The organism is Mycobacterium persicum (assembly GCF_002086915.1).
GTDB lineage: Bacteria > Actinomycetota > Actinomycetes > Mycobacteriales > Mycobacteriaceae > Mycobacterium > Mycobacterium persicum.
Genome location: NZ_MWQA01000001.1, coordinates 1,491,865 through 1,512,233 on the forward strand (window position 1 = coordinate 1,491,865; position 20,369 = coordinate 1,512,233).

A 20,369-nucleotide genomic window follows, 5' to 3' on the forward strand; every position below is an offset into this window, starting at 1 on the left:
TGAGGGAGTCGAACCCTTAGCACTGCCCTCCGTGCACCAGGAGAGACCGGGCTTTGCCCGCCGGTCGGGGGCTTGTGCACGCCTCCGCGACAACTACCTGCGTCACCTCGGCTGGTCAGTCCAGCAGCTCTACCTCCCAGTTGACGCGTTGTATCTGAATATCAAGCTCACGAATCTGGCGCGCCAGATCATCGGCCTGGGTGCGTAGCTCGGCAACCGGCAAGGCGGACAACATTTTCAGCTCGGACCGCAGTTGCCGCGAATAGCCGGGGTGGCCACTGCCGGCGGCCGCATCTGCTGCCGCGGTCACGATGTGGTGACGCAGGCGTAGCGCGTCTCGGCAGGCTAGCGCGTCCGTCAGCGTGCCGTCTGCACCAATCACCGTGGCAGCATTGGTGCGATTGATACACCGGATGAGCATTTCATATTCGCCTAACACCTCGCCCGCTTCGACGAGCAGAGCCGCAGCATCCTCGGCAGGGTCTTCGCCTTCCTGATAGCGGGCGTTGTTCACGACGCGGGAGCGCAGCTGCTCGAAGCGGCGCGCCGCATCCGCGCGCAGCGATAACGCCTCCGCCAGCTTCATAATTTCGCCTCCTCGTCATCGTCAACCCCAATCGGGCGTCCGCACCGGGGCTTGCCGGTGGGCACTAGCATGATGCCGCAAAATCGGTTGGCTGGCGATTCACTTTTCGCGGATGCGCTTCCATGACCTCGGCTTGACAGCCCAATGGACGAGTATCGCGACCTGGCATCGCCGCGATGCGTCAACCGTCACCCGGAATGCCGTGCCGCTTCTTGGATGAGTTGGAACCGGGAGGTGATCCCGAGCTTCGTGTAGACGTGGGTGAGGTGGGCTTGCACCGTGCGCGGTGACAGAAAGAGCCGGGCGGCGATGTCTTTGTTACCCAGACCTTTGGTGACCAATCCGACGACGTCGAGTTCGGCCGGGGTCAAAGACTCCCAGCCGCTGGACGCGCGTTTGCGTTCGCCGCGGCCGCGCTGCGCGTAGCTGATTGCTTCGTCGGTTCCCAGCAGCGCACCTTCTGCCCAGGCGGCATCGAAGTTGTTCTGGCCCATTGTATCTTGCAATGCGGTAACCGACGCCTCGTAGCCGGACTGGTGGACCCGGAACCGCACCTGGCCCATACGCTGGCGGCAGGCATCGGCCGCACCGAAAAGTCGTGCTGCTCGCTGGCTGTCGTTGCGCCTGCTCAGATCGGCCAACACGTCGAGGTTCTGGAAGATGCAGGTACACACCGCTTTTCACGGTGCAGGCGAGAGCGTCGCGGACGTGGCGTTCGGCCTGGTCCGGCAGGCCCTGAGCCGTCGCCACCCGAGCGTGAACCAGATGTGCCACCACCCGGTGCCAGCCGGTCGCCACAGCGACGGCGTCGTCGGTCCACGACCGGGCTGCGCTGAGATCACCTTGGGCCAGCGCCACCTCGACCGCGTTGAAGGCCCGTTGCGCCACCGCCAACTTTGGCTGAGCCACACTCAGGCAGCGCCAGGCGGCCTCGCTTGCGCCGTCCGCCGCCGCGACCTCGCCGCCGGCCAGCGCCGCTTGCGCCGACGCCACGTACCCCAGTCCCAGGAAGTACTCGCCGAGGTCCGCCACGGCCTCCAGCGCCACTTCCGCTGCTGCGCTTGCCGCGCTCACGTCGCCCCGCTGCGCCTGCGCAACGCCCAAGCCCATGAGGCCTGACGCCGCGAGAAACTCATCATGCGCCGGTTGGCAATCGGCCACCACCGCGCTGAATTGTGCTACGGCGTCAACCAGGTCCCCCCGCATCAGCAGTGCCCATCCGAGACTGAGGCCACATTGACGCGCGCCGAACCTGTCGCCGACGGCGTCGGCGACATCACGTCCCTCTTCGGCGGTCGCGCGGGCTGCCACCGGGTCACCCTGCATGACAGCCGTATTCGACTGCTGGGCAAGGATCTGGCTCAGCCTCCACCGGTCGCCGATTGCGCGGGCCAGGTCAGCCGCCTCGGCGTAGTACGCTGCGGCCGCGTCGGCGTCGTAGAGGTAGCCCGCGACGATGCCGCACGCCGTCAAGACCCGCGCCAGCAGAGCCGGATCGGCGAGTTCACGAGCGAGGATCAGGGCGTGCTGTGCCCGAGCCATGCCGTCGCCGCGAAATAGAGTGACAACAGCCATGTCCGCCAGCGCCCGAGCCCGCGTGGCGGGTGTGACTTGCTGTTTGCTCGCTTGGTCGATGGGTATCGCGTCGAACCACGCACAGCCTTCCAGGATGCGGCCCCGGGTGTGCCACAGCGGCTGCAGTGAGGACGCAAGTCCGAGCGCCTGTTCGAGGTCGGAGTTTTCCAGGCTCCAGGTGAAAGCGCTTCGGAGATTGTCCATATTGGTTTCGGCCTGTTGGATCAGCTGCTCGTAGTCGGTGCGTCCCGGCGTGTCCAGCAACGCAGCAATCGATGCGTAGTAGTCGCGGTGTCGCGCCCGGATGGCATCGGCCTCTTCGGATTCACTCAGCTTCTCCAGCGCGTACTGGCGAACCGTCTCCAGCAGCCGGTATCGAGTTCGGCCGCTTGAGTTTTCGGCGAGCACCAGCGATTTGTCCACCAGCAGGGTGAGCTGATCGAGCACTTGGTACGGTTCGATGTCGTCGCCCCCGGCGACCGTTTGCGCGGCGGTCAGGTCGAAGCCACCGAGGAATACCGCGAGCCGGCGAAACAGGCTGCGTTCGGTTTGGGTGAGCAGCGCGTGGGACCAATCGACCGAGGCCCGCAACGTCTGCTGGCGGCGCACCGCGGTGCGCGAACCACCGGTCAGCAACCGGAATCGGTCATGCAGCCCATCGACGATCTCCGTCAGCGACATCGTCCGGACCCGCGCGGCCGCCAGTTCGATCGCCAGCGGCATGCCATCAAGTCGGGTGCAGATCTGCGCCACCGCGCCGGCGTTGTCGTCGTTCACGGTGAAGCCGGCCTGGGCCAGGCGGGCGCGGTCGGCGAACAACTCGACGGCGTCGTCCGCCAGCGACAGTGAGGGCAGCTGCCACGCCGCTTCGCCCGCCACCCCGAGCGGCTCACGGCTGGTGGCGAGCACCGTCAGTCCCGTTGCGGCAGTGAGCAATCCAGTGACCAGCTTGGAGCTCGCGTCGAGCAGGTGCTCGCAGTTGTCCAGCACGATCAATACCTGCCGGCCGCGGAGGAACCGCAGCAGCGTGTCCATCGTCGATCGCCCCGGCAGGTCCGGTAGACCGAGTGCACGGGCAGCCGTGACCGGCACAACGTCGGGGTGGCTGATCGGCGCCAAATCGACGTAGCACACGCCGTCGCGGAACTTGTCGGCGATCAGGGCGGCGACATGCACCGCCAGCCGTGTCTTACCTACCCCGCCCGCTCCGGTCAGGGTAACCAGCCGACTATCTGCGAGCGTGTCCTGCAGGCTCGTCATTTCAGCTTGGCGGCCAACGAAATTCGTCAGGTTCACCGGAAGATTGCGGGTCGCAATGGTGACGGGTGTGCGCAGCGGCGGGAAGTTGTTGCACAGGTCGGGATGACACAGCTGGACAACTCGCTCGGGCCGGGGCAGATCGCGCAACGGGTGACTGCCGAGATCGCTCAACCACGCGTCGGCCGGGAGCTGATCGATGACCAGATCGCTGGTGATCCCCGACAGCACCGTCTGGCCGCCGTGGGCCAGGTCGCGCAGCCGTGCGGTGCGATTGATCTCCGGCCCCACGTAATTGCCGTCGCCGCTGGTCTGGCTGCGTAGCCGCACCTCACCGGTGTGCACCCCGATACGCAGCCTGATCGGCGCCAGCGGCGCGCGCTGCAGCTGCACCGCACAGGCCACCGCGTCGGAGGCACGTGCAAAGGCGATCACGAAGCTGTCACCCTCGCCCTGCTCGATCGGCCGGACACCGTCGTGGGCGGCGATCGCCTCGGATACCGTCTGATCCAGGCGGGTGATAGCGGCCGCCATCCCGTCGGGTTGCGTTTCCCACAGCCGTGTCGAGCCCTCAACGTCAGCCAGCAGCAACGTCACCGTTCCGGTTGGTAGCTCGCTCATGCCCACGTCGCTCCAGTCGATTTCGCTCATGTTAGCCAGCATGGGGAGACGCCGATCGCAAAACATCGGCGGAATGGCTAATCGTGGGAGTTGCGGGGGCGTCTACATACGCGTCTCTACGAGTTGCGGATTTAGGTAGTGCGGCCGATGGCCGTTGGCCGGCCTGGAAGCCGATCACCGGGATATCCGGGCCCGCGATGCATGGTTTGAGGAGCTTGCGCTCGCCGACGAATCTGTCAGTCCGCCGCGATAGTATTAGCACATGTGTTCGAATCGGGAGTCGGTGGTGGCGGTGCTGGACCGTCTCGATGCCGACGTCGACGAGCTGATCGAGATGTCTTTCGAGGCGCTCACCACCCCCGAACGGTTGCGGGTGCTGGAGCGCCTGGAGCGGGTGGCGCGCCAGTTACCAGTCGCCCAGCACGCGTTGATCAACCAGATCGGCGAGCAGTCCAGCGAAGAGGAGCTGGGCGGGAAGCTGCCCGCGGCGCTGGCCAACCGGTTGCGGATCACGCGGGCGGAGGCCAGCCGGCGGGTGGCGGAGGCTGCCGAGCTCGGTGGGCGCCGCGCGTTGACCGGTGAACTGTTGGCACCGCAGCTCAGCGCCACCGCTGCCGCCCAGCGCGACGGCCATATCGGCGAGGCGCATGTGCGGGTGATCCGCGACTTCGTTCGTCACCTGCCGGTAGAGGTGGACATCGAGACTCGCGAGAAAGCCGAGGCCCATCTGGCCGGGCTGGCCACCCGGTTTCGCCCTGACCAGTTGGGGAAGCTGGCGCAGCGGCTGATGGACTGCCTCAATCCCGATGGCACCTTCACCGATGAGGACAGGGCACGGCGACGCGGTCTGACCTTGGGAAGGCAGGGGTCGGATGGGATGTCGCGTATCAGCGGCTACCTGACCCCGCAAGCCCGCGCCACGCTCGATGCCGTCTTAGCCAAGCTGGCCGCCCCGGGCATCTGCAACCCGGCCGACGAAAGCCCGGTGATTGACGGCCCGGCACCCGACGATGCCGCCCAGCGCGACACCCGCTCGGAAGGCCAACGAAACCACGACGGGCTACTGGCCGGCCTGCGCGCGCTACTGGCCAGCGGAAAACTCGGCCAGCACCACGGCCTACCGGCCGCCATCATCGTGACCACCACCCTCAAAGACCTCGAAGCCGCCGCCGGCACCGCACTCACCGCCGGCGGCACCCTGCTACCCATGTCCGACGTCATCGCTCTGGCCCGCCACGCCCACCATTACCTCACCATTTTCGACCAGGCCAAACCCCTGGCGCTGTATCACAGCAAACGCCTGGCCTCACCGGGGCAACGAATTGTCTTATACGCCAGCGATCGTGGCTGCACCGCACCCGGATGCGACGTGCCGGGATATCGCTGCCAGGTCCACCATGTGCGGGACTGGGCCAGCACCCATCGCAGCGACATCGACCAACTCACCCTGGCCTGCGGACCCCACCACAAACTCCTCGACAACGGCTGGACCACCCGCAAAAACGCCCACGGCGACACCGAATGGATCCCACCGGCCCACCTGGATCGCGGCCAACCCCGCACCAACACCATGCATCACCCCGAAAAACTGCTCCGCGACGGAGACGACGACGAAGAGGATGCGGCGTAGCGACCTGGTTTTCGGATTCACTAGCGTGAGCCCAATGAATGAGCAGCACCGCAACCTCGTGCTGATGCGACACGCGAAGTCGGCCTACCCGGACGGCGTCGCCGACTACGACCGGCCGTTGGCGCCACGGGGTATCCGCGAGGCCCGGCTGGCCGGTGAGTGGTTGCGGGCTAACGTGCCGACGGTCGACAGCGTGCTGTGCTCGACGGCCACTCGCACCCGAGAGACGTTGGTACGCACCGGCATCGATGCGCCGGTGCGCTACGCGCAGCGCCTCTACGGCGCCACTCCCGGCGCCGTGATCGAGGAGATCAACCGGGTGGCCGATGAGATCACCACCCTGCTCGTCATCGGTCACGAACCGACCACGTCGGCGCTGGCCCTCATTCTGGCCACCGCCGACAGCACCAAATCTACAGTTGCACAACGTATTTCGGAAAAGTTCCCGACGTCGGCGATCGCCGTGCTACGGATCGAAGGACGTTGGGAGGATCTGCGACCCGGCGACGCCTCGCTCGTCGCCTTCCATGTGCCGCGGGAGGCCTGACCACCGAGCTGTCCCGCCGCCCCTCCGGCTCAGGCGTTGGTGGCCAGCGTCAGCTCCATCAGCTTGATGGCCTGCCCACAGGCGTCGATACCGGGCGCCGGCGGGTTGACCCACCACCCGACCACTCCCGCCGCATCGCTGGCCACACCGCACGCGCCGTTGGGATCGCCGGTCCGCATCACAATCGAGTCGATGCCCTGGATCGTGCGATTTTCGACCTGGTATTTCAGACCCTCGGCGACCTTGCGCTCGTTGCTCAGGCTGCCCTGCTCGAACCAGAACCGGGTGATGTCGATCAAACCGGCCGGGTTGGCCGCCTGCCACCGGCATATCGCGCCCACGAATGTGCTTTGGATGTCGAGCGGATCTGCACCGACGGTCTTGGCCAGGATGTCGGTGGTCAGGACCTCACATTCCTTGAGCAGGTTCGGATATTGCCTTTCGGAGTTGTCGTTGCGCGGCACTCCGCCCGCGCCCGCCTTCACGGCGGTGCCGGAAACCGATCTCGTGCAACCCACCAGGAAAATCAGCGCGGTGATCAATGCGGCGGCACCGACCAGGGCACGTCTCATTTCGCGTTCGCAATCGATTGGCGGGTCAATTCCTTGGCGACGTCACACGGCGGGGGAAATGGCTTCTGGTTAAAGCTCACCGACCACTCAATGAAATCGTCCTGGAACTGGATCCCCACTTCACACAACGAATCGCCCAGGCTGGGCTCGTTGCCGATTGCGATGAAGCCGCTGTGACCGTTGATGTTGATGTCCTCGACACTTGCTCGCGACAGTTCCTCGGTCTTGCGCTCCCGCCCGATCGGGCTACCGCGGTACCAGGAGAAGGAGAAGTGCGGTCCCATGATGCCGCCGCCCGCCAGCCATTGGCAGCCCACCGAGTTCTTGGCCGTGTTGATCAGCCCGCCGACCCTGGTCAGCTCGGTCACCGTCTGATCGCTGACACCACCGCACTGCGGGAAAAACGGCCCGTGCTTGCCCTCGGCGTTGCCGGGCGTCGACGAAATCGTCGCACCCGGCTGGTTGGCGCCGGAATTGGAACACCCCGCGATCGCGGGTGTCAAAGCCACCAGGGCCGACGCCGCCAACACCAGCGTCGTCACATTGCGCCGCACCGCGTACCTCTTCTCCTGCCGGTCACAGCATGCACTGTAGCCGCAGCCCCAGAGGTCAACCACCGACACGCTCGCTGATCAGGCATTTCTGTCTCAGGAGCGAACCTGGAGCCGGTGCCTAGCAGTCGCGGTGTGCGACAGTTACCCCATGCTCCTGGCACTGCTGCGCCAGTACCTGCGGCCCTACCGTCGGCTGATAGCGGTACTGATGGTGTTGCAGCTGATCAGCACCCTGGCTTCGCTGTACCTTCCCACCGTCAACGCCGCGATCATCGACGATGGAGTCGCCAAGGGCAACACCACCATCATCGTCCGGCTGGGCGTGGTGATGCTCGGCGTCACCGGATTACAGGCGCTGTGCGCGGTCGGTGCGCTCTACGTCGGCTCACGGACCGGGACCGGCTTCGGCCGCGACCTGCGTTCAGCCATGTTCGAACACGTCGTCACCTTCTCCGAACGCGAGACTGCCCGGTTCGGCGCCTCGACGTTGCTGACCCGAAGCACCAACGACGTGCGCCAGATCGTGTTTCTGGTGCAGACGACGGCCACCGTGCTGGTCGCCGCGCCGATCATGAGCGTCGGCGGCATTCTCATGGCAATTCACCAGGAGGCCGCACTGACCTGGCTGCTACTGGTCAGCGTCCCGGTGCTGGCGGTAGCGAACTACTGGATCGTGACGCACCTGCTGCCGTTGTTTCGCAGCATGCAGAGCCTGATCGACGGCATCAACCGAGTGCTGCGAGACCAACTGTCCGGAGTGCGGGTGGTCCGCGCGTTCACCCGGGAAGGCTTCGAGCGGGACAGGTTCGCCCGGGCGAACACCGCGCTGTCCAAGACCGCACTGGCAGCGGGTAACTGGCAGGCGCTGATGCTGCCGGTGACCACCCTGACCATCAATGCGTCCAGCGTCGCGGTGATCTGGTTCGGCGGCCTGCGCATCGACAACGGCCAGATGCAGGTGGGCTCGCTGAGCGCCTTCCTGTCGTATTTCGCCCAGATTCTGATGGCGGTGTTGATGGCGACGATGACGCTGGTCGTGCTGCCGCGAGCATCCGTGTGCGCCGAACGCATCACCGAGGTGTTGTCCACCCGCGCCGCTATCGGCAACCCGGCAAATCCCACGTTCCCGCCCGACGGGATCACCGGCGTGGTCCACCTCGACGGTGTGACGTTCACCTATCCGGGCGCTGATTGTCCGGTGCTGCAAGGTATCTCGCTGACCGCCCGCCCGGGTGCCACCACCGCGATCGTCGGGAGCACCGGCTCGGGCAAGTCGACCCTGGTCTCGCTGATCTGCCGGCTCCGCGACGTCACCGGCGGCGCCGTCCTGATCGACGGCATCGACGTCCGCGACTACCACACCGAAAGACTGTGGACCGCAATCGGCCTGGTGCCGCAGCGCGGCTACCTCTTTTCCGGGACCGTCGCCGACAACCTGCGGTACGGCGCGGCCCCGAACCAGTCGGTCACCGAGGCGGACATGTGGGAGGCACTGCGCGTCGCCGCAGCAGACGATTTCGTGGGGGCGCACGGGCTGCACATGCGCGTCGGCCAGGGGGGGATCAACTTCTCCGGTGGGCAGCGCCAACGGCTGGCGATCGCGCGGGCCGTCATCCGCCGCCCCGCCATCTACCTCTTCGACGACGCGTTCTCGGCTCTGGACGTGCACACCGAGGCCCGCGTTCGCTCGCAGCTGCGCGAGGTGGCCGCAACGTCAACCATTATCATTGTCACCCAACGTGTTTCGACTGCATGCCAGGCCGATCAGGTGCTCGTCGTCGACGACGGCAGGATCGTCGGCGCGGGCAGCCACGAAGCCCTGCTGGCCGACTGCCCCGCCTATGCCGAATTCGCCATCTCGCAGTCGGTGACCGTCGGCGCCGGGGGGGTCCCGTGACCATGACAATGAACCAGCGGCCGCGCGGCGCGGCGCCGGCCCCCACCATGCGGTCGCAGGACTTCTGGGGTTCGGCGGCGCGCCTGGTGAAACGGCTCGCGCCGCAACGCCGGCTCAGCCTTGCGGTGATCACGCTGGGTATCACCGGCACGGCGATCAGCGTGGTCGTCCCGCGCATCCTGGGCCACGCCACCGACCTGTTGTTCAACGGCGTGATCGGGCGACGGCTGCCGGCCGGCATCACCAAGGCGCAGGCCGTCGCGGCGGCCCGGGCCCGCGGTGACAACGCGTTCGCCGACCTGCTGTCGGGGATGAATGTGGTGCCGGGCCAGGGGGTGGACCTCGGCGCGGTGGGACGTACGCTGGCGCTGGCGCTAGCACTGTATTTGGTTGCTTCGCTTTTGATTTGGGCTCAGACCCGGCTGCTCAACGTGACGGTGCAGCGGACCATAACGACGTTGCGGTCCGATGTCGAGAACAAGGTGCACCGGCTGCCGTTGTCCTACTTCGACGGACGTCAGCGCGGCGAGCTGTTGAGCCGGGTCACCAACGACATCGACAACGTCCAGTCGTCGCTGTCGATGACGATCAGCCAGCTGGTGACGTCCATTCTGACGGTGCTGGGCGTGCTCTTCATGATGGTGTGGATCTCGCCGCTGCTGGCGCTGATCACGGTGCTGACGGTGCCGCTGTCGCTGCTGGTGACGCGGGCGATCACGCGACGTTCGCAAGGACTGTTCGTTGCGCATTGGACCAGCACCGGGCGCCTCAACGCCCACATCGAAGAGACATACAGCGGCTTCACGGTGGTCAAGACCTTCGGTCACCAGGCCGCCGCGCGAGAAGAATTCCGCAAGCTCAACGACGACGTCTACCAGGCCAGCTTCGGCGCGCAGTTCCTGTCCGGTCTGGTCGGACCGGCGACGACGTTCATCGGCAACCTCGGTTACGTCGCCGTCGCCGTGGCGGGTGGCCTGCAGGTGGCCACCGGTCGCATCACGCTGGGCAGTGTCCAGGCCTTCATTCAATATGTCCGCCAGTTCAACACGCCGCTGAGCCAAGTGGCCGGGATGTACAACACCCTGCAATCGGGGGTGGCCAGCGCCGAGCGGGTATTCGAGCTGCTCGACGAGGCCGAAGAATCGCCGGAGCCGGAGCCGGAGCCGGAGCCGGCGCCGGCGTCGGCCGTCCGGGCGCCGATTCCTGCTCCGAGCCGGCCCGGTCGCGTCGAGTTCGAACACGTGAGCTTCGCCTACCACCCCGGTCACCCGGTGATCCGGGACGTGTCGCTGGTGGCCGAGCCGGGTAGCACGGTGGCGATCGTCGGACCGACCGGCGCGGGCAAGACCACGCTGGTGAACCTGCTGATGCGGTTCTACGAGGTCGATTCCGGCCGGATCCTGATCGACGGCGTGGACATCGCCTCGATGAGCCGGCATGCATTGCGGTCACGGATCGGCATGGTGCTGCAAGACACCTGGCTGTTCGACGGGACGATTGCCGAAAACATCGCCTACGGCCGGCCGGACGCCGCCCCCCACGAGATAACCGAAGCCGCCAGAGCAGCACATGTCGACCGTTTCGTGCGTAGCCTTCCGGACGGCTATCAGACCCGGATCAGCGGCGACGGAAGCAACATCAGCGCCGGCGAGAAGCAGCTGATCACCATCGCGCGTGCGTTCCTTGCGCGCCCCCAACTGCTGATCCTGGACGAGGCCACCAGCTCGGTCGATACCCGCACCGAGCTGCTCATCGCCCAAGCGATGTGCGAACTTCGCCGAGACAGAACGAGTTTCATTATCGCCCATCGGCTTTCGACGATTCGCGATGCCGACCGCATCATGGTCGTACAGGACGGACAAATCGTCGAACAAGGCAACCGCGCCGAACTACTGGCCCGGCGCGGCGCCTACTACGCGATGACTCAGGCCTAACCTCGCCGGTGCCCGGGCGAATCGGCGCCGGGAAGTTATCAAGAAGTTATTGAGAATTCGCCAAGAGGTCGGTCCGAAGCTGAGGTCACCAAGCAGGAAACCCACAGCACTCAGCAAAGGACCTCAGCAATGTTCTCAGCACGCCTCACCGCAGTCCTGGCCACCGCCGTCGGCGCCGCCGGCGTCGGGCTTGCCGTCGCCACCGCCGGCCTCGCCTCGGCCACCACCGCAGCTGACGCGGCATTCATCTCGCAGATGGAGTCGGTTGGCGTTACCTTCTCCTCACCGCAGGCGGCGGTCCAAGAGGGCCACCAGGTCTGCACCGAATTGGCGGCCGGAGCAACCGGATCCCAAATCGCCAGTGAAATCCTCAGCCAGACCAACCTGACCTCCAAGCAAGCCGCCTACTTCGTCGTCTACGCAACCAAGGACTACTGCCCGCAGTACGCTAGCCAGCTCACCTGATCGACCCCCACACAGCATGCGGGGATCCCGAGAACCGGGATCCCCGCATCGCGCATTCTGTGACAGTCAGCCGCGGCGAGATAGGTGGACCCGGACCGGCCGGCCGTAACCCAGGGCTCACTAAGCTCGGAGTTCGGCTTGAGCAACTGCGGGCTGACGAAGGAGATGTCGATGAAGCTTGCGCGTCGAAGCGTTGTCGCCGCCGCGGCCACCGGACTCGCTGTCGCCCTGACGATCAGCGGCTGCGGACATTCGGATACCGGCGCCAAATCGTCGAGCGCCACCGCCACCGCCACCAGCGGGGAGGCGGCGAGGTTACTCAAGCAAGCCACCGACGTGATGCGCAAGGTCACCGGCATGCACCTCAGCCTCGCCGTGCAGGGCGACGTGCCGAATCTGCGGGTGACAAGGCTCGACGGCGATGTATCCAACACACCGCAGACCGTCGCCACCGGCAGCGCGACGATGCTCGTCGGCAAGGACACCCAGGACGTCAAATTCGTCTATGTCGACGGTCACCTCTATTCCGACCTCGGCCAACCCGGCACGTACACCGACTTCGGCAACGGCGCCTCGATCTACAACGTGTCGGTGCTGCTGGACCCCGACAAGGGCTTGGCCAACGTACTGGCCAACCTCAAGGACGCGTCGGTGGCCGGCTCCCAGCAGGTGAACGGGGTCGCCACCACCAAGATCACCGGGAAATCAAGCGCCGACGACATCGCGACGCTGGCCGGCTCACGGTTGACCACCGAGGACGTTGCCACGGTGCCCACCACCGTGTGGACCGCTTCGGACGGGTCCTCACATCTCGTGCAAATCCAGATCGTCCCGGCCCCCAACACTTCGGTGACGCTGACAATGTCCGACTGGGGCAAACAGGTCACCGCTACCAAACCGGTCTAGCCATTGGCGGATGGCGTCACGGCAATGTCGATCCGGCCGGACCGCCGACGCTCGGAAAGGATTCACCAATGACGATGATGGTTCCCCATCGGCGCCGGTTCGCCGTGACGGTCGCCCGGCTGGCGGTTGTCATCGCAACCATCGCGGCCCTCGCAACAACGTCGGCAACTGCGGCGACCGTGGCACGCGCCACCGATTCCTACGGGGCTATCGCCTATTCCAGCAACGGGTCGTGGGGCCGGTCGTGGGCCTACCCCACCAAGGCGGCCGCCGAAGCCACCGCGGTCAAATCGTGTGGCTACTCCGATTGCAAGGTGCTCACCTCGTTCACCGCCTGCGGTGCCGTCGCCGCGAAAGACCGCGACTACAAGGGCGGCACGGGCCCCAACCTCAGTGCCGCCATGAAAGACGCGCTGAGCAAACTCGACGGCGGCTACATCGACACGTGGGCCTGCAACTGACGCGCCACCGCATGGTCACACCCCGGCCACGGCAGGTCACTCCAAGAATTCGACGAGATAACGAATAGGCCACCATCAGAGCCTTTTCTCAACAGCCCCTCCACCGGAGCGGAATTGAGAAAGGACCCGGCCATGAAGACCGTCAACATCTCCATCGTCGCCAAGGCAGCCGTCGCCACCGCGCTCGCGGCCGGCCTGTCGCTGGGCTTGGCCAGCCAGGCCGACGCATCCGTCGGCGGCACCATGTTCGGCGACCCGGCCGCGGCCGCCAAGTACTGGCGCCACCAGAACTACGACGACTGCGCCATCATGTCCAGCGCCGACGTCATCGGCCAGATCACAGGCAAGCTGCCCTCGGAGCGGGCCATCATCAAAGTGGCCCAGTCGACGCCCAGCACCAGCCACCCCGGCTCGATCTACATCAAGCCGACCGACAAGAACGACCCGAACTCGGGCATGGGCACCAACCCGGAGGACCTGCCGACACTGCTGGCACACTACGGAGTCCACGGCGTCAACACCGACTCGGACAGCGCCGCCCAGACCGGCGTCGCCACCGGCATGGACGCGCTCGAGCAGTACCTGGGCAGCGGCCACGCGGTGATCGTCGGCGTCAACGCCGAAATGATCTGGAACGAGCCGATCGAGAACAAGGGCAGCGACGGCCAGCCGCGGGCCGACCACGCAGTGGTGGTGACCGGCGTCGACACCGCCAACGGCGTCGTGCACCTCAACGACAGCGGCAATCCGGACGGTCGCGACGAGCAGATCCCCCTGGAGACCTTTGTCAAGGCCTGGGCCACCAGCCACTACTTCATGACCGTCACCCAGGAAACACACAAGTAGCCGTTGGTCCGACACCCGGCGGGCAGCCACCCAAGCGTCGGGTCGGCTGCCCGCCACTCGTGTTTCGCGGCTCTTTATAGCCCGTAGATCACTTCAAGGATTCATAGAGATAGCGAAAAGGCCGTCATCGGAACCTTTTCTCAACGCCCATTCCGCAGCCATCCGACGGGCGCGGAACGAGAGAACGAGAAAAGGGAAACACCGATGAAGATCTCCACCATCGCCAAGACCGCCGTCGCCGCCACCTTCGCGGGCGCGCTGGCACTGGGACTGGCCCTCCCGGCCGATGCGGCGACGGGCACGATGTACGGCGACCCCGTAGCGGCCGCCAAGTGGTGGCGCTACCAGAAATACGACGACTACGTCATCATGTCGAGCGCCGACGTGATCGGTCAGATCACCGGCAAGGAACCGTCGGAGAAGGCGATCGTCAAGGTGGCCCAGTCGACACCCAGCACCGTCCACCCCGGCTCGATCTACATCAAGCCCGCTGACCCGTCGAACCCGAATTCCGGCATGGGCACCAGCATGTGGGACGTGCCGGCCCTGCTGGCGCACTACGGCGTCGACGCCAAGGTCACCGACACCGACGACGCCCCGCAAACCGGAATCCCCACGGGCATGGAGGCGCTCGAGCAGTACCTGGGGGGCGGCCACAAGGTCATCGTCAGCCTCAACGCCGAAATGATTTGGGGCCAGCCGATCGAAAGCAAAGACAGTGACGGCAACCCGCGCTCCGACCACGCGGTGGTGGTCACCGGAGTCGACACCGCCAACGGCATCGTGCACCTCAACGACAGCGGCACCAAGCAAGGCCGCGACGAACAGATCCCCATCGAGACCTTCGTCAAGGCATGGGCCACCAGCCACGACTTCCTGGTCGTCACCACCGGCACCTGACCACCGGGACAGCGACGGCGGGCAGACAACGCGGGCAACGCGTCCGCTGAGCTGGCCGCCGATCGCGTGTCCCGCAGGGCGACAAGGTGATTCGCTAAGACGACACCAATGGCCGGGCGTTTGCGGTCCGGCGGCGCGACGGGATCGACCTGCCCGGCCCGTTGATTCGTACCGGATCGGCGAACTTCGTACCAGAATGACCGTTGATGACCGTTGCTCGACACTAGGCAGATGAGGCGCAGATGAAGCCGCGGAGGACCCGGGATGGCTGGTAACGCGATGACGGGCAAACGTCTCGAATTCGGTCTGCTGGGACCGCTGGAGATGAGCATAAACGGCGACCTGGTACCGACCGGCACCCCTAAGCAGCGGGCGGTGCTGGCCATGCTGGTGATCAACCGCAACCGGCCGGTCGGCGTCGACGCGCTGATCACCGCTCTCTGGGAGGAGTGGCCTCCCTCCGGAGCCCGGGCCAGCATTCATTCCTACGTGTCCAACCTGCGCAAGCTGCTCAGCGGCGCCGGTGTCGACCCCCGAGCGATTTTGGCCGCGGCACCCCCGGGCTACCGGCTCAGCATTCCGGAGAACAGCTGCGATCTCGGGCGGTTCATAGCGGAGAAAGCTGCCGGGGTACACGCGGCCGCCGCCGGCAAATTCGACCAAGCCAGCCGGCATTTGGCTGCGGCACTGCGGGAATGGCGTGGGCCCGTGCTCGACGACCTGCGTGACTTTCAGTTCGTCGACGCGTTTGCCACCGCGCTCGTGGAGGACAAGATTCTCGCCCACACCGCCAAGGCGGAAGCCGAGATCGCTTGTGGCCGCGCCGCTGAGGTGATCACCGAACTAGAGGCCCTCACCGTCGAACACCCGTATCGGGAACCACTGTGGGCCCAGCTGATCACCGCCTATTACCTCACCGATCGGCAATCCGACGCGTTGGGCGCGTATCGACGGGTAAAGACAACCCTGGCCGAGGATCTCGGCATCGACCCCGGCCCGACTCTGCGCGGTCTCAACGAACGCATCCTGCGCCAGGAACCGTTGGACGCCAAGATGAACGCGAAGTCCACCGCCGTCGGCACCGTCACCCTGCTCGACCAGCGGACCATGGTGACCGGACAACAAGCCGTGGCCTGCCTGCACGACATCGCCACCGGGCACGACCACCCGCTTCGCACCGCGGCGACCCGTATCGGCCGTCTCAGTGACAACGACATCGTGCTCGACAGCGCGAAGGTCAGCCGCCATCACGCGGTCATCATCGACACCGGGACCAACTACATCATCAACGATCTCCGGTCGTCCAACGGTGTGCACGTAGGGCACCAGCGGATCCGCGGCGCCGCCACGCTCAACGACGGCGATCACATCCGCATCTGCGACCACGAATTCACCTTTCAAATCGCTGCCCGGCGTGACCGCTAGCATGGCGCCAGCACGGTTGCGCCGCAACCGCTTTGACCGTAAAGAGCCGGCCGGACAGGGCGGGTCCCGGCTCAGTGTCTTACTGCGCCAGGGGTTTTCGGCGCGCGGTGACCGCACGGCTGGGGGCTCGGCTAGCGCGCGGCCATAGCCGGACGACCGTCGTGGCTGACCGCGTTCATCCGAACATCGACGGGGCACCCGTGGCCCGGTCGCCCGCGGACGGATAAGCCCCGTTTTCATGCGGTCGGGTTGGCGAGGGCTTACCGTCATGGTTACCGTCACGGGTTGCTGGGCCGACGGGTCGCACTCGCTGCGATAACTGTGCCCACTTGATAGGGTCGGCGGAATTCGGGTTGGGTCGAGGGAGGATCAGCGATGGGCGAGGCGCCAGACTCGCGTGTGGGGTCGATGTTCGGCCCTTACCACCTCAAGCGGCTGCTGGGCCGCGGCGGTATGGGCGAGGTCTACGAAGCCGAGAACACCGTCAAGGAGTGGCCGTGCGCGGTCAAGCTGATGACCGCGGAGTTCAGTAAGGACCCGGTGTTTCGCGAGCGGATGAAGCGCGAAGCCCGCACCGCCGGTCGGTTGCAGGAACCCCATGTGGTGCCCATCCACGACTACGGCGAGATCGACGGTCAGATGTACCTGGAGATGCGCCTGATCGAGGGCACCGACCTGGACACCTTGCTCAAACGTTTCGGTCCGCTGACCCCGCCGCGGGCGGTGGCCATCATCAGCCAGGTCGCCTCCGCTCTCGACGCCGCCCACGCCGCCGGGGTAATGCACCGCGACGTCAAACCTCCCAACGTGCTAGTGACCCGCGACGACTTCGCCTACCTGGTCGACTTCGGCATCGCCAGCGCCACCACCGACGAAAAGCTCACCCAATTGGGCACCGCGGTGGGCACCTGGAAATACATGGCGCCCGAACGGTTTTCCAACGACGAAGTCACCTACCGCGCCGACATCTACGCGTTGGCGTGCGTGCTGTACGAATGTTTGACCGGCTCCCCGCCCTATCGCGCCGACAGCGCGTCCACGTTGGTCACCGCGCACCTGATGGATCCGGTGCCGCAGGCCAGCGCCGCGCGCTCGGGGATACCCAAGGGTTTGGATGCGGTGATCGCGCGTGGCATGGCCAAAAGGCCCGAGGACCGCTACGCCAGCGCCGGCGATTTCGCCCGGGCCGCCCACGATGCCCTCAGCGACCCCGATCAAGACCACGCGGCCGACATCGTGCGCCGCAGCCAGGAAGCGACCTTGCCGGGCACCGCTTTTGCGCCTTTTGCGCCCCAGCCGCCGACGATGGCTGCTGCTACCCCGCCACCGGCGCCGCAGTACCCGGAACCGGCCGGTTCGGGGCCGTTGCCACAGCCGAGCCCGACCGGGCAGCCCGCGTGGGCACCGGCGAGCGGTCCCATTCCGGCCGCCGGCCAGTCCGCGCCGGTCCCGCAGTACTACCAAGGCGGCGGCTGGGGAGGCACGCCACCAGGCACGCCACCACAACAGCCCGGCGGCCCGGCACCCTGGAATCAGCCCGCACCGCGCAAGCGCAACCCGTGGCCGATCGTGGCCGGCGGTGCCGCCGCACTGGTGGTCGTTCTCGTCGTCGCCGCCGTCGGGATCTGGTTGGCGACCCGACCGGACTCCACCCCGAAGGCGGACACCACGACCTCCGTCCCCACCACCAAGCCGACGACCCCGAGTTCCCCAACGACAACCACCCCGGCCGGAGACCCACAAAGCAGGCTGATGAGTTATCTGCCGTCCGGTTACGCCAGCGGCACCTGCACACCGACCAGTCCCAAGCCGGACAGCGTTTGGACCGGAGCGACTGCCATGTACAACTGCGGGCAGAACACCAACCAGGGCGGCCCCAGCCGCGCCATCTACGGACTGTTCCCGACTCTTGACGCGCTCAAGAAGGCCTTCGACGACGACATCGCCGCGGTGGATCTGATGAACTGCCCCGGGGAAGGACCGTCGCCCGACGGCTGGCATTACGACCGGACGCCGAACGTGACCGCCGGCATGATCGCATGTGGCACCTACAAGAACCACCCGAACGTGATCTGGACCAACGAGGAAAAGCTGATGCTCAGCGACGTCTTCGGCGATCCGGCCACCATCGACGAACTGCACACGTGGTGGGCGAAGTACGGCTGATCCGGACCGTCCGCAGCCGCTGAAGCTCAAGCAGCACAACAAGATTGGCACGCAGGGCGGCGATGAGCACGATGCGCGGGATAGGCGAAACCGTGCGACCGGAGGTGTCGGAGGCTTGGTATGGAGGGTAGGGCCGAGGCGGTTGTGATGGAGGTGCCCCGGTTGGAGTTGCGTGCTGGTGGGCGGGTCTGGCATGCCACGCCGAATCGGGTGTGGACGATTGGTCGGTCGGCTGAGGCTGATGTGCGGTTGGATAATCCGCGGGTGTCGCGAGATCATGCGGTGTTGCAGCCGGGCCCGGGGGGCTGGGTTTTGGTCAACCACAGCAGCAATGGGATGTTTGTCGAGGGTGCGCGGGTCGAGCGGGTGGCGATCGCGGGGCCGGTGTCGGTGATGTTGGGGTCGGCGTCCTCGGGTGAGTTGGTGCAGTTGGCGCCGGGCGGGCAGCCCGCCGCGGCGGCGCAGCCGGCGGCGGTGGTGGGCCAGACGACGGTGGCCCGGGCGCCGACGGCGGTGCATGCCATTGATCAGTTGGTGGTGACGATCGGGCGTGGCCCCGACAACGATGTGGTGCTCAATGATCTGCTGGTCTCGCGCCGTCATGCGATGCTGCGCCGTTCGGGCGGTCAGTGGGAGCTGGTCGATAACAACAGCGCCAACGGCACCTACGTCAACGGCACCCGGATCAACCGGACGCTGCTGGGGCCCAGCGACATCGTCGGCATCGGTCATCAGCTGTTGCAGCTGTCCGGGGATCGGCTGGTGGAATACGTTGACACCGGCGACATTTCCTATGAGGCGGCCAACCTGCGGGTGGTCACCAACAAGGGCTCCAAGAAGTCCAAGGTGTTGTTGGCCGATGTCAGCTTCGCCCTGCCCCAGCGCAGCCTGTTGGCGGTGGTGGGGCCCAGCGGGGCCGGGAAATCCACGCTGCTGGGCGCGCTGACCGGGTTCCGCCCGGCCACCAGCGGCAGCGTGCGCTACGACGACCGCGACCTCTACGACAACTACGCCGAACTGCGCCACCGGATCGGGTTCGTGCCCCAAGACGACATCCTGCACACCCCGCTGACGGTCCGCCGCGCGCTCAATTACGCTGCGCGGCTGCGGTTTCCCCACGACGTGTCGGCCGCCGAACGCAACCAACGCATCCAGGAAGTGCTGACCGAACTGGGCCTGTCCACCCAGGCCGATCAGCGCATCGACAGTCTGTCGGGCGGGCAACGCAAACGCACCAGCGTCGCACTGGAACTGCTGACCAAACCCTCGCTGCTGTTTTTAGACGAACCCACCTCCGGGCTCGACCCCGGCTACGAGAAATCGGTCATGCAGACCCTGCGCTCGCTGGCCGACGACGGCCGCTCGGTGGTGGTGGTCACCCACAACATCGCCCACCTCAACATGTGCGACCGGCTACTGATCTTGGCCCCCGGGGGCCGGCTGGCCTACTTCGGCCCACCCCAACAAGCCCTGAGCTACTTCCACTGCACCGACTTCGCCGACCTGTTCACCCTGCTCGAACGCGACACCACCACCGACTGGACCGCCCGCTTCTACGCCTCACCGCTACACGCCGCCGTCACCGCCCACCCGGCCCCCACACCCGGCCCACCCCCACCAGCGCCCACCACCAAAGCCCTGGCCCAACAAAGCGCCCTGGCCCAATTCGCCATCTTGTGCCGACGCTACCTGGCCGTCATCGCCGCCGACCGCCAATACTCGGTGTTCCTGCTGGCCCTGCCGCTGCTGCTGAGCCTGTTCGCCCACGCCGTGCCCGGCAACGCCGGACTCTCCCTGGCCAAAGCCATCGAAGAACGCTCCACCCAACCCTCCCAACTGCTGGTACTGCTGATCATCGGCGGCGCCCTGATGGGCTGCGCAGCCTCCATCCGCGAAATCGTCAAAGAACAAGCCATCTACCGCCGCGAACACGGCATCGGCCTATCCACCAGCGCCTACCTAGCCTCCAAACTCGTCGTCCTGACCGCACTCACCACCATCCAAGGACTCATCCTCGGATTCCTGGG

The 20,369-nt window shown here is 66.2% G+C and carries 15 protein-coding genes and 1 pseudogene; 12 read left to right on the forward strand and 4 right to left on the reverse strand.

Annotated features, from left to right (window positions below; genetic code table 11):
- Window positions 1-115: 115 nt before the first annotated feature.
- Window positions 116-586, reverse strand: a complete 471-nt coding sequence (locus B4U45_RS06635; RefSeq protein WP_075548699.1) for a DIP1984 family protein — start codon at window positions 584-586, stop codon at window positions 116-118.
- Window positions 587-774: 188 nt separating this feature from the next.
- Window positions 775-4,039, reverse strand: a pseudogene (locus tag B4U45_RS06640) (helix-turn-helix transcriptional regulator).
- A 262-nt stretch (window positions 4,040-4,301) separates the two neighbouring features.
- Between B4U45_RS06640 and B4U45_RS06645 the strand changes: the two are divergent.
- Both B4U45_RS06645 and B4U45_RS06650 read left to right on the forward strand, forming a co-directional pair.
- Window positions 4,302-5,669: an HNH endonuclease signature motif containing protein gene (locus B4U45_RS06645; protein WP_075548698.1), complete on the forward strand. Its 1,368-nt coding sequence runs from the start codon at window positions 4,302-4,304 to the stop codon at window positions 5,667-5,669.
- Between the two features lie 34 nt (window positions 5,670-5,703).
- A complete protein-coding gene (locus B4U45_RS06650; RefSeq protein WP_083154935.1) occupies window positions 5,704-6,216 on the forward strand; it encodes a SixA phosphatase family protein in 513 nt (170 codons plus the stop codon).
- A gap of 29 nt (window positions 6,217-6,245) precedes the next feature.
- Here the strand turns inward: B4U45_RS06650 and B4U45_RS06655 are convergent, their stop codons facing one another.
- Both B4U45_RS06655 and B4U45_RS06660 read right to left on the reverse strand, forming a co-directional pair.
- Complete coding sequence (locus tag B4U45_RS06655; RefSeq protein ID WP_219859355.1) at window positions 6,246-6,788, reverse strand: DUF3558 domain-containing protein; 543 nt, start codon at window positions 6,786-6,788, stop codon at window positions 6,246-6,248.
- A complete protein-coding gene (locus B4U45_RS06660; RefSeq protein WP_075548695.1) occupies window positions 6,785-7,342 on the reverse strand; it encodes a DUF3558 domain-containing protein in 558 nt (185 codons plus the stop codon). Before B4U45_RS06660 ends, B4U45_RS06655 begins: the two co-directional genes overlap by 4 nt.
- A gap of 148 nt (window positions 7,343-7,490) precedes the next feature.
- On the opposite strand from B4U45_RS06660, the gene B4U45_RS06665 reads away from it, so the two are divergent.
- The 10 genes from B4U45_RS06665 to B4U45_RS06710 all read left to right on the forward strand — a co-directional run.
- Window positions 7,491-9,239, forward strand: coding sequence for an ABC transporter ATP-binding protein (locus tag B4U45_RS06665; RefSeq protein ID WP_075548694.1), 1,749 nt, complete (start codon window positions 7,491-7,493; stop codon window positions 9,237-9,239).
- A 2-nt stretch (window positions 9,240-9,241) separates the two neighbouring features.
- The gene (locus B4U45_RS06670; RefSeq protein ID WP_075548693.1) at window positions 9,242-11,173 is read left to right on the forward strand and encodes an ABC transporter ATP-binding protein; all 1,932 of its coding nucleotides are present in this window, start codon (window positions 9,242-9,244) and stop codon (window positions 11,171-11,173) included.
- A gap of 129 nt (window positions 11,174-11,302) precedes the next feature.
- Window positions 11,303-11,638 carry a DUF732 domain-containing protein gene (locus B4U45_RS06675; protein ID WP_075548692.1) on the forward strand — a complete coding sequence of 112 codons (336 nt, stop codon included), beginning with the start codon at window positions 11,303-11,305 and terminating at the stop codon, window positions 11,636-11,638.
- A gap of 171 nt (window positions 11,639-11,809) precedes the next feature.
- Window positions 11,810-12,544, forward strand: a complete 735-nt coding sequence (locus tag B4U45_RS06680) for an LppX_LprAFG lipoprotein (protein WP_075548711.1) — start codon at window positions 11,810-11,812, stop codon at window positions 12,542-12,544.
- A 68-nt stretch (window positions 12,545-12,612) separates the two neighbouring features.
- The gene (locus tag B4U45_RS06685; protein WP_089025194.1) at window positions 12,613-13,005 is read left to right on the forward strand and encodes a DUF4189 domain-containing protein; all 393 of its coding nucleotides are present in this window, start codon (window positions 12,613-12,615) and stop codon (window positions 13,003-13,005) included.
- Window positions 13,006-13,137: 132 nt separating this feature from the next.
- Window positions 13,138-13,851, forward strand: a complete 714-nt coding sequence (locus B4U45_RS06690; protein ID WP_075548691.1) for a C39 family peptidase — start codon at window positions 13,138-13,140, stop codon at window positions 13,849-13,851.
- Window positions 13,852-14,055: 204 nt separating this feature from the next.
- A complete protein-coding gene (locus B4U45_RS06695; protein ID WP_075548690.1) occupies window positions 14,056-14,751 on the forward strand; it encodes a C39 family peptidase in 696 nt (231 codons plus the stop codon).
- 264 nt (window positions 14,752-15,015) lie between these two features.
- Window positions 15,016-16,176, forward strand: coding sequence for an ATPase/transcriptional regulator EmbR (gene embR, locus B4U45_RS06700; RefSeq protein WP_075548689.1), 1,161 nt, complete (start codon window positions 15,016-15,018; stop codon window positions 16,174-16,176).
- Window positions 16,177-16,551: 375 nt separating this feature from the next.
- On the forward strand, window positions 16,552-18,342 hold the full coding sequence (locus B4U45_RS06705; protein ID WP_075548688.1) for a serine/threonine-protein kinase: 1,791 nt from the start codon (window positions 16,552-16,554) through the stop codon (window positions 18,340-18,342).
- A gap of 120 nt (window positions 18,343-18,462) precedes the next feature.
- Window positions 18,463-20,369, forward strand: a 1,907-nt coding sequence (locus B4U45_RS06710; RefSeq protein ID WP_219859568.1) for an FHA domain-containing protein, incomplete at its 3' end; no start/stop codon positions are given.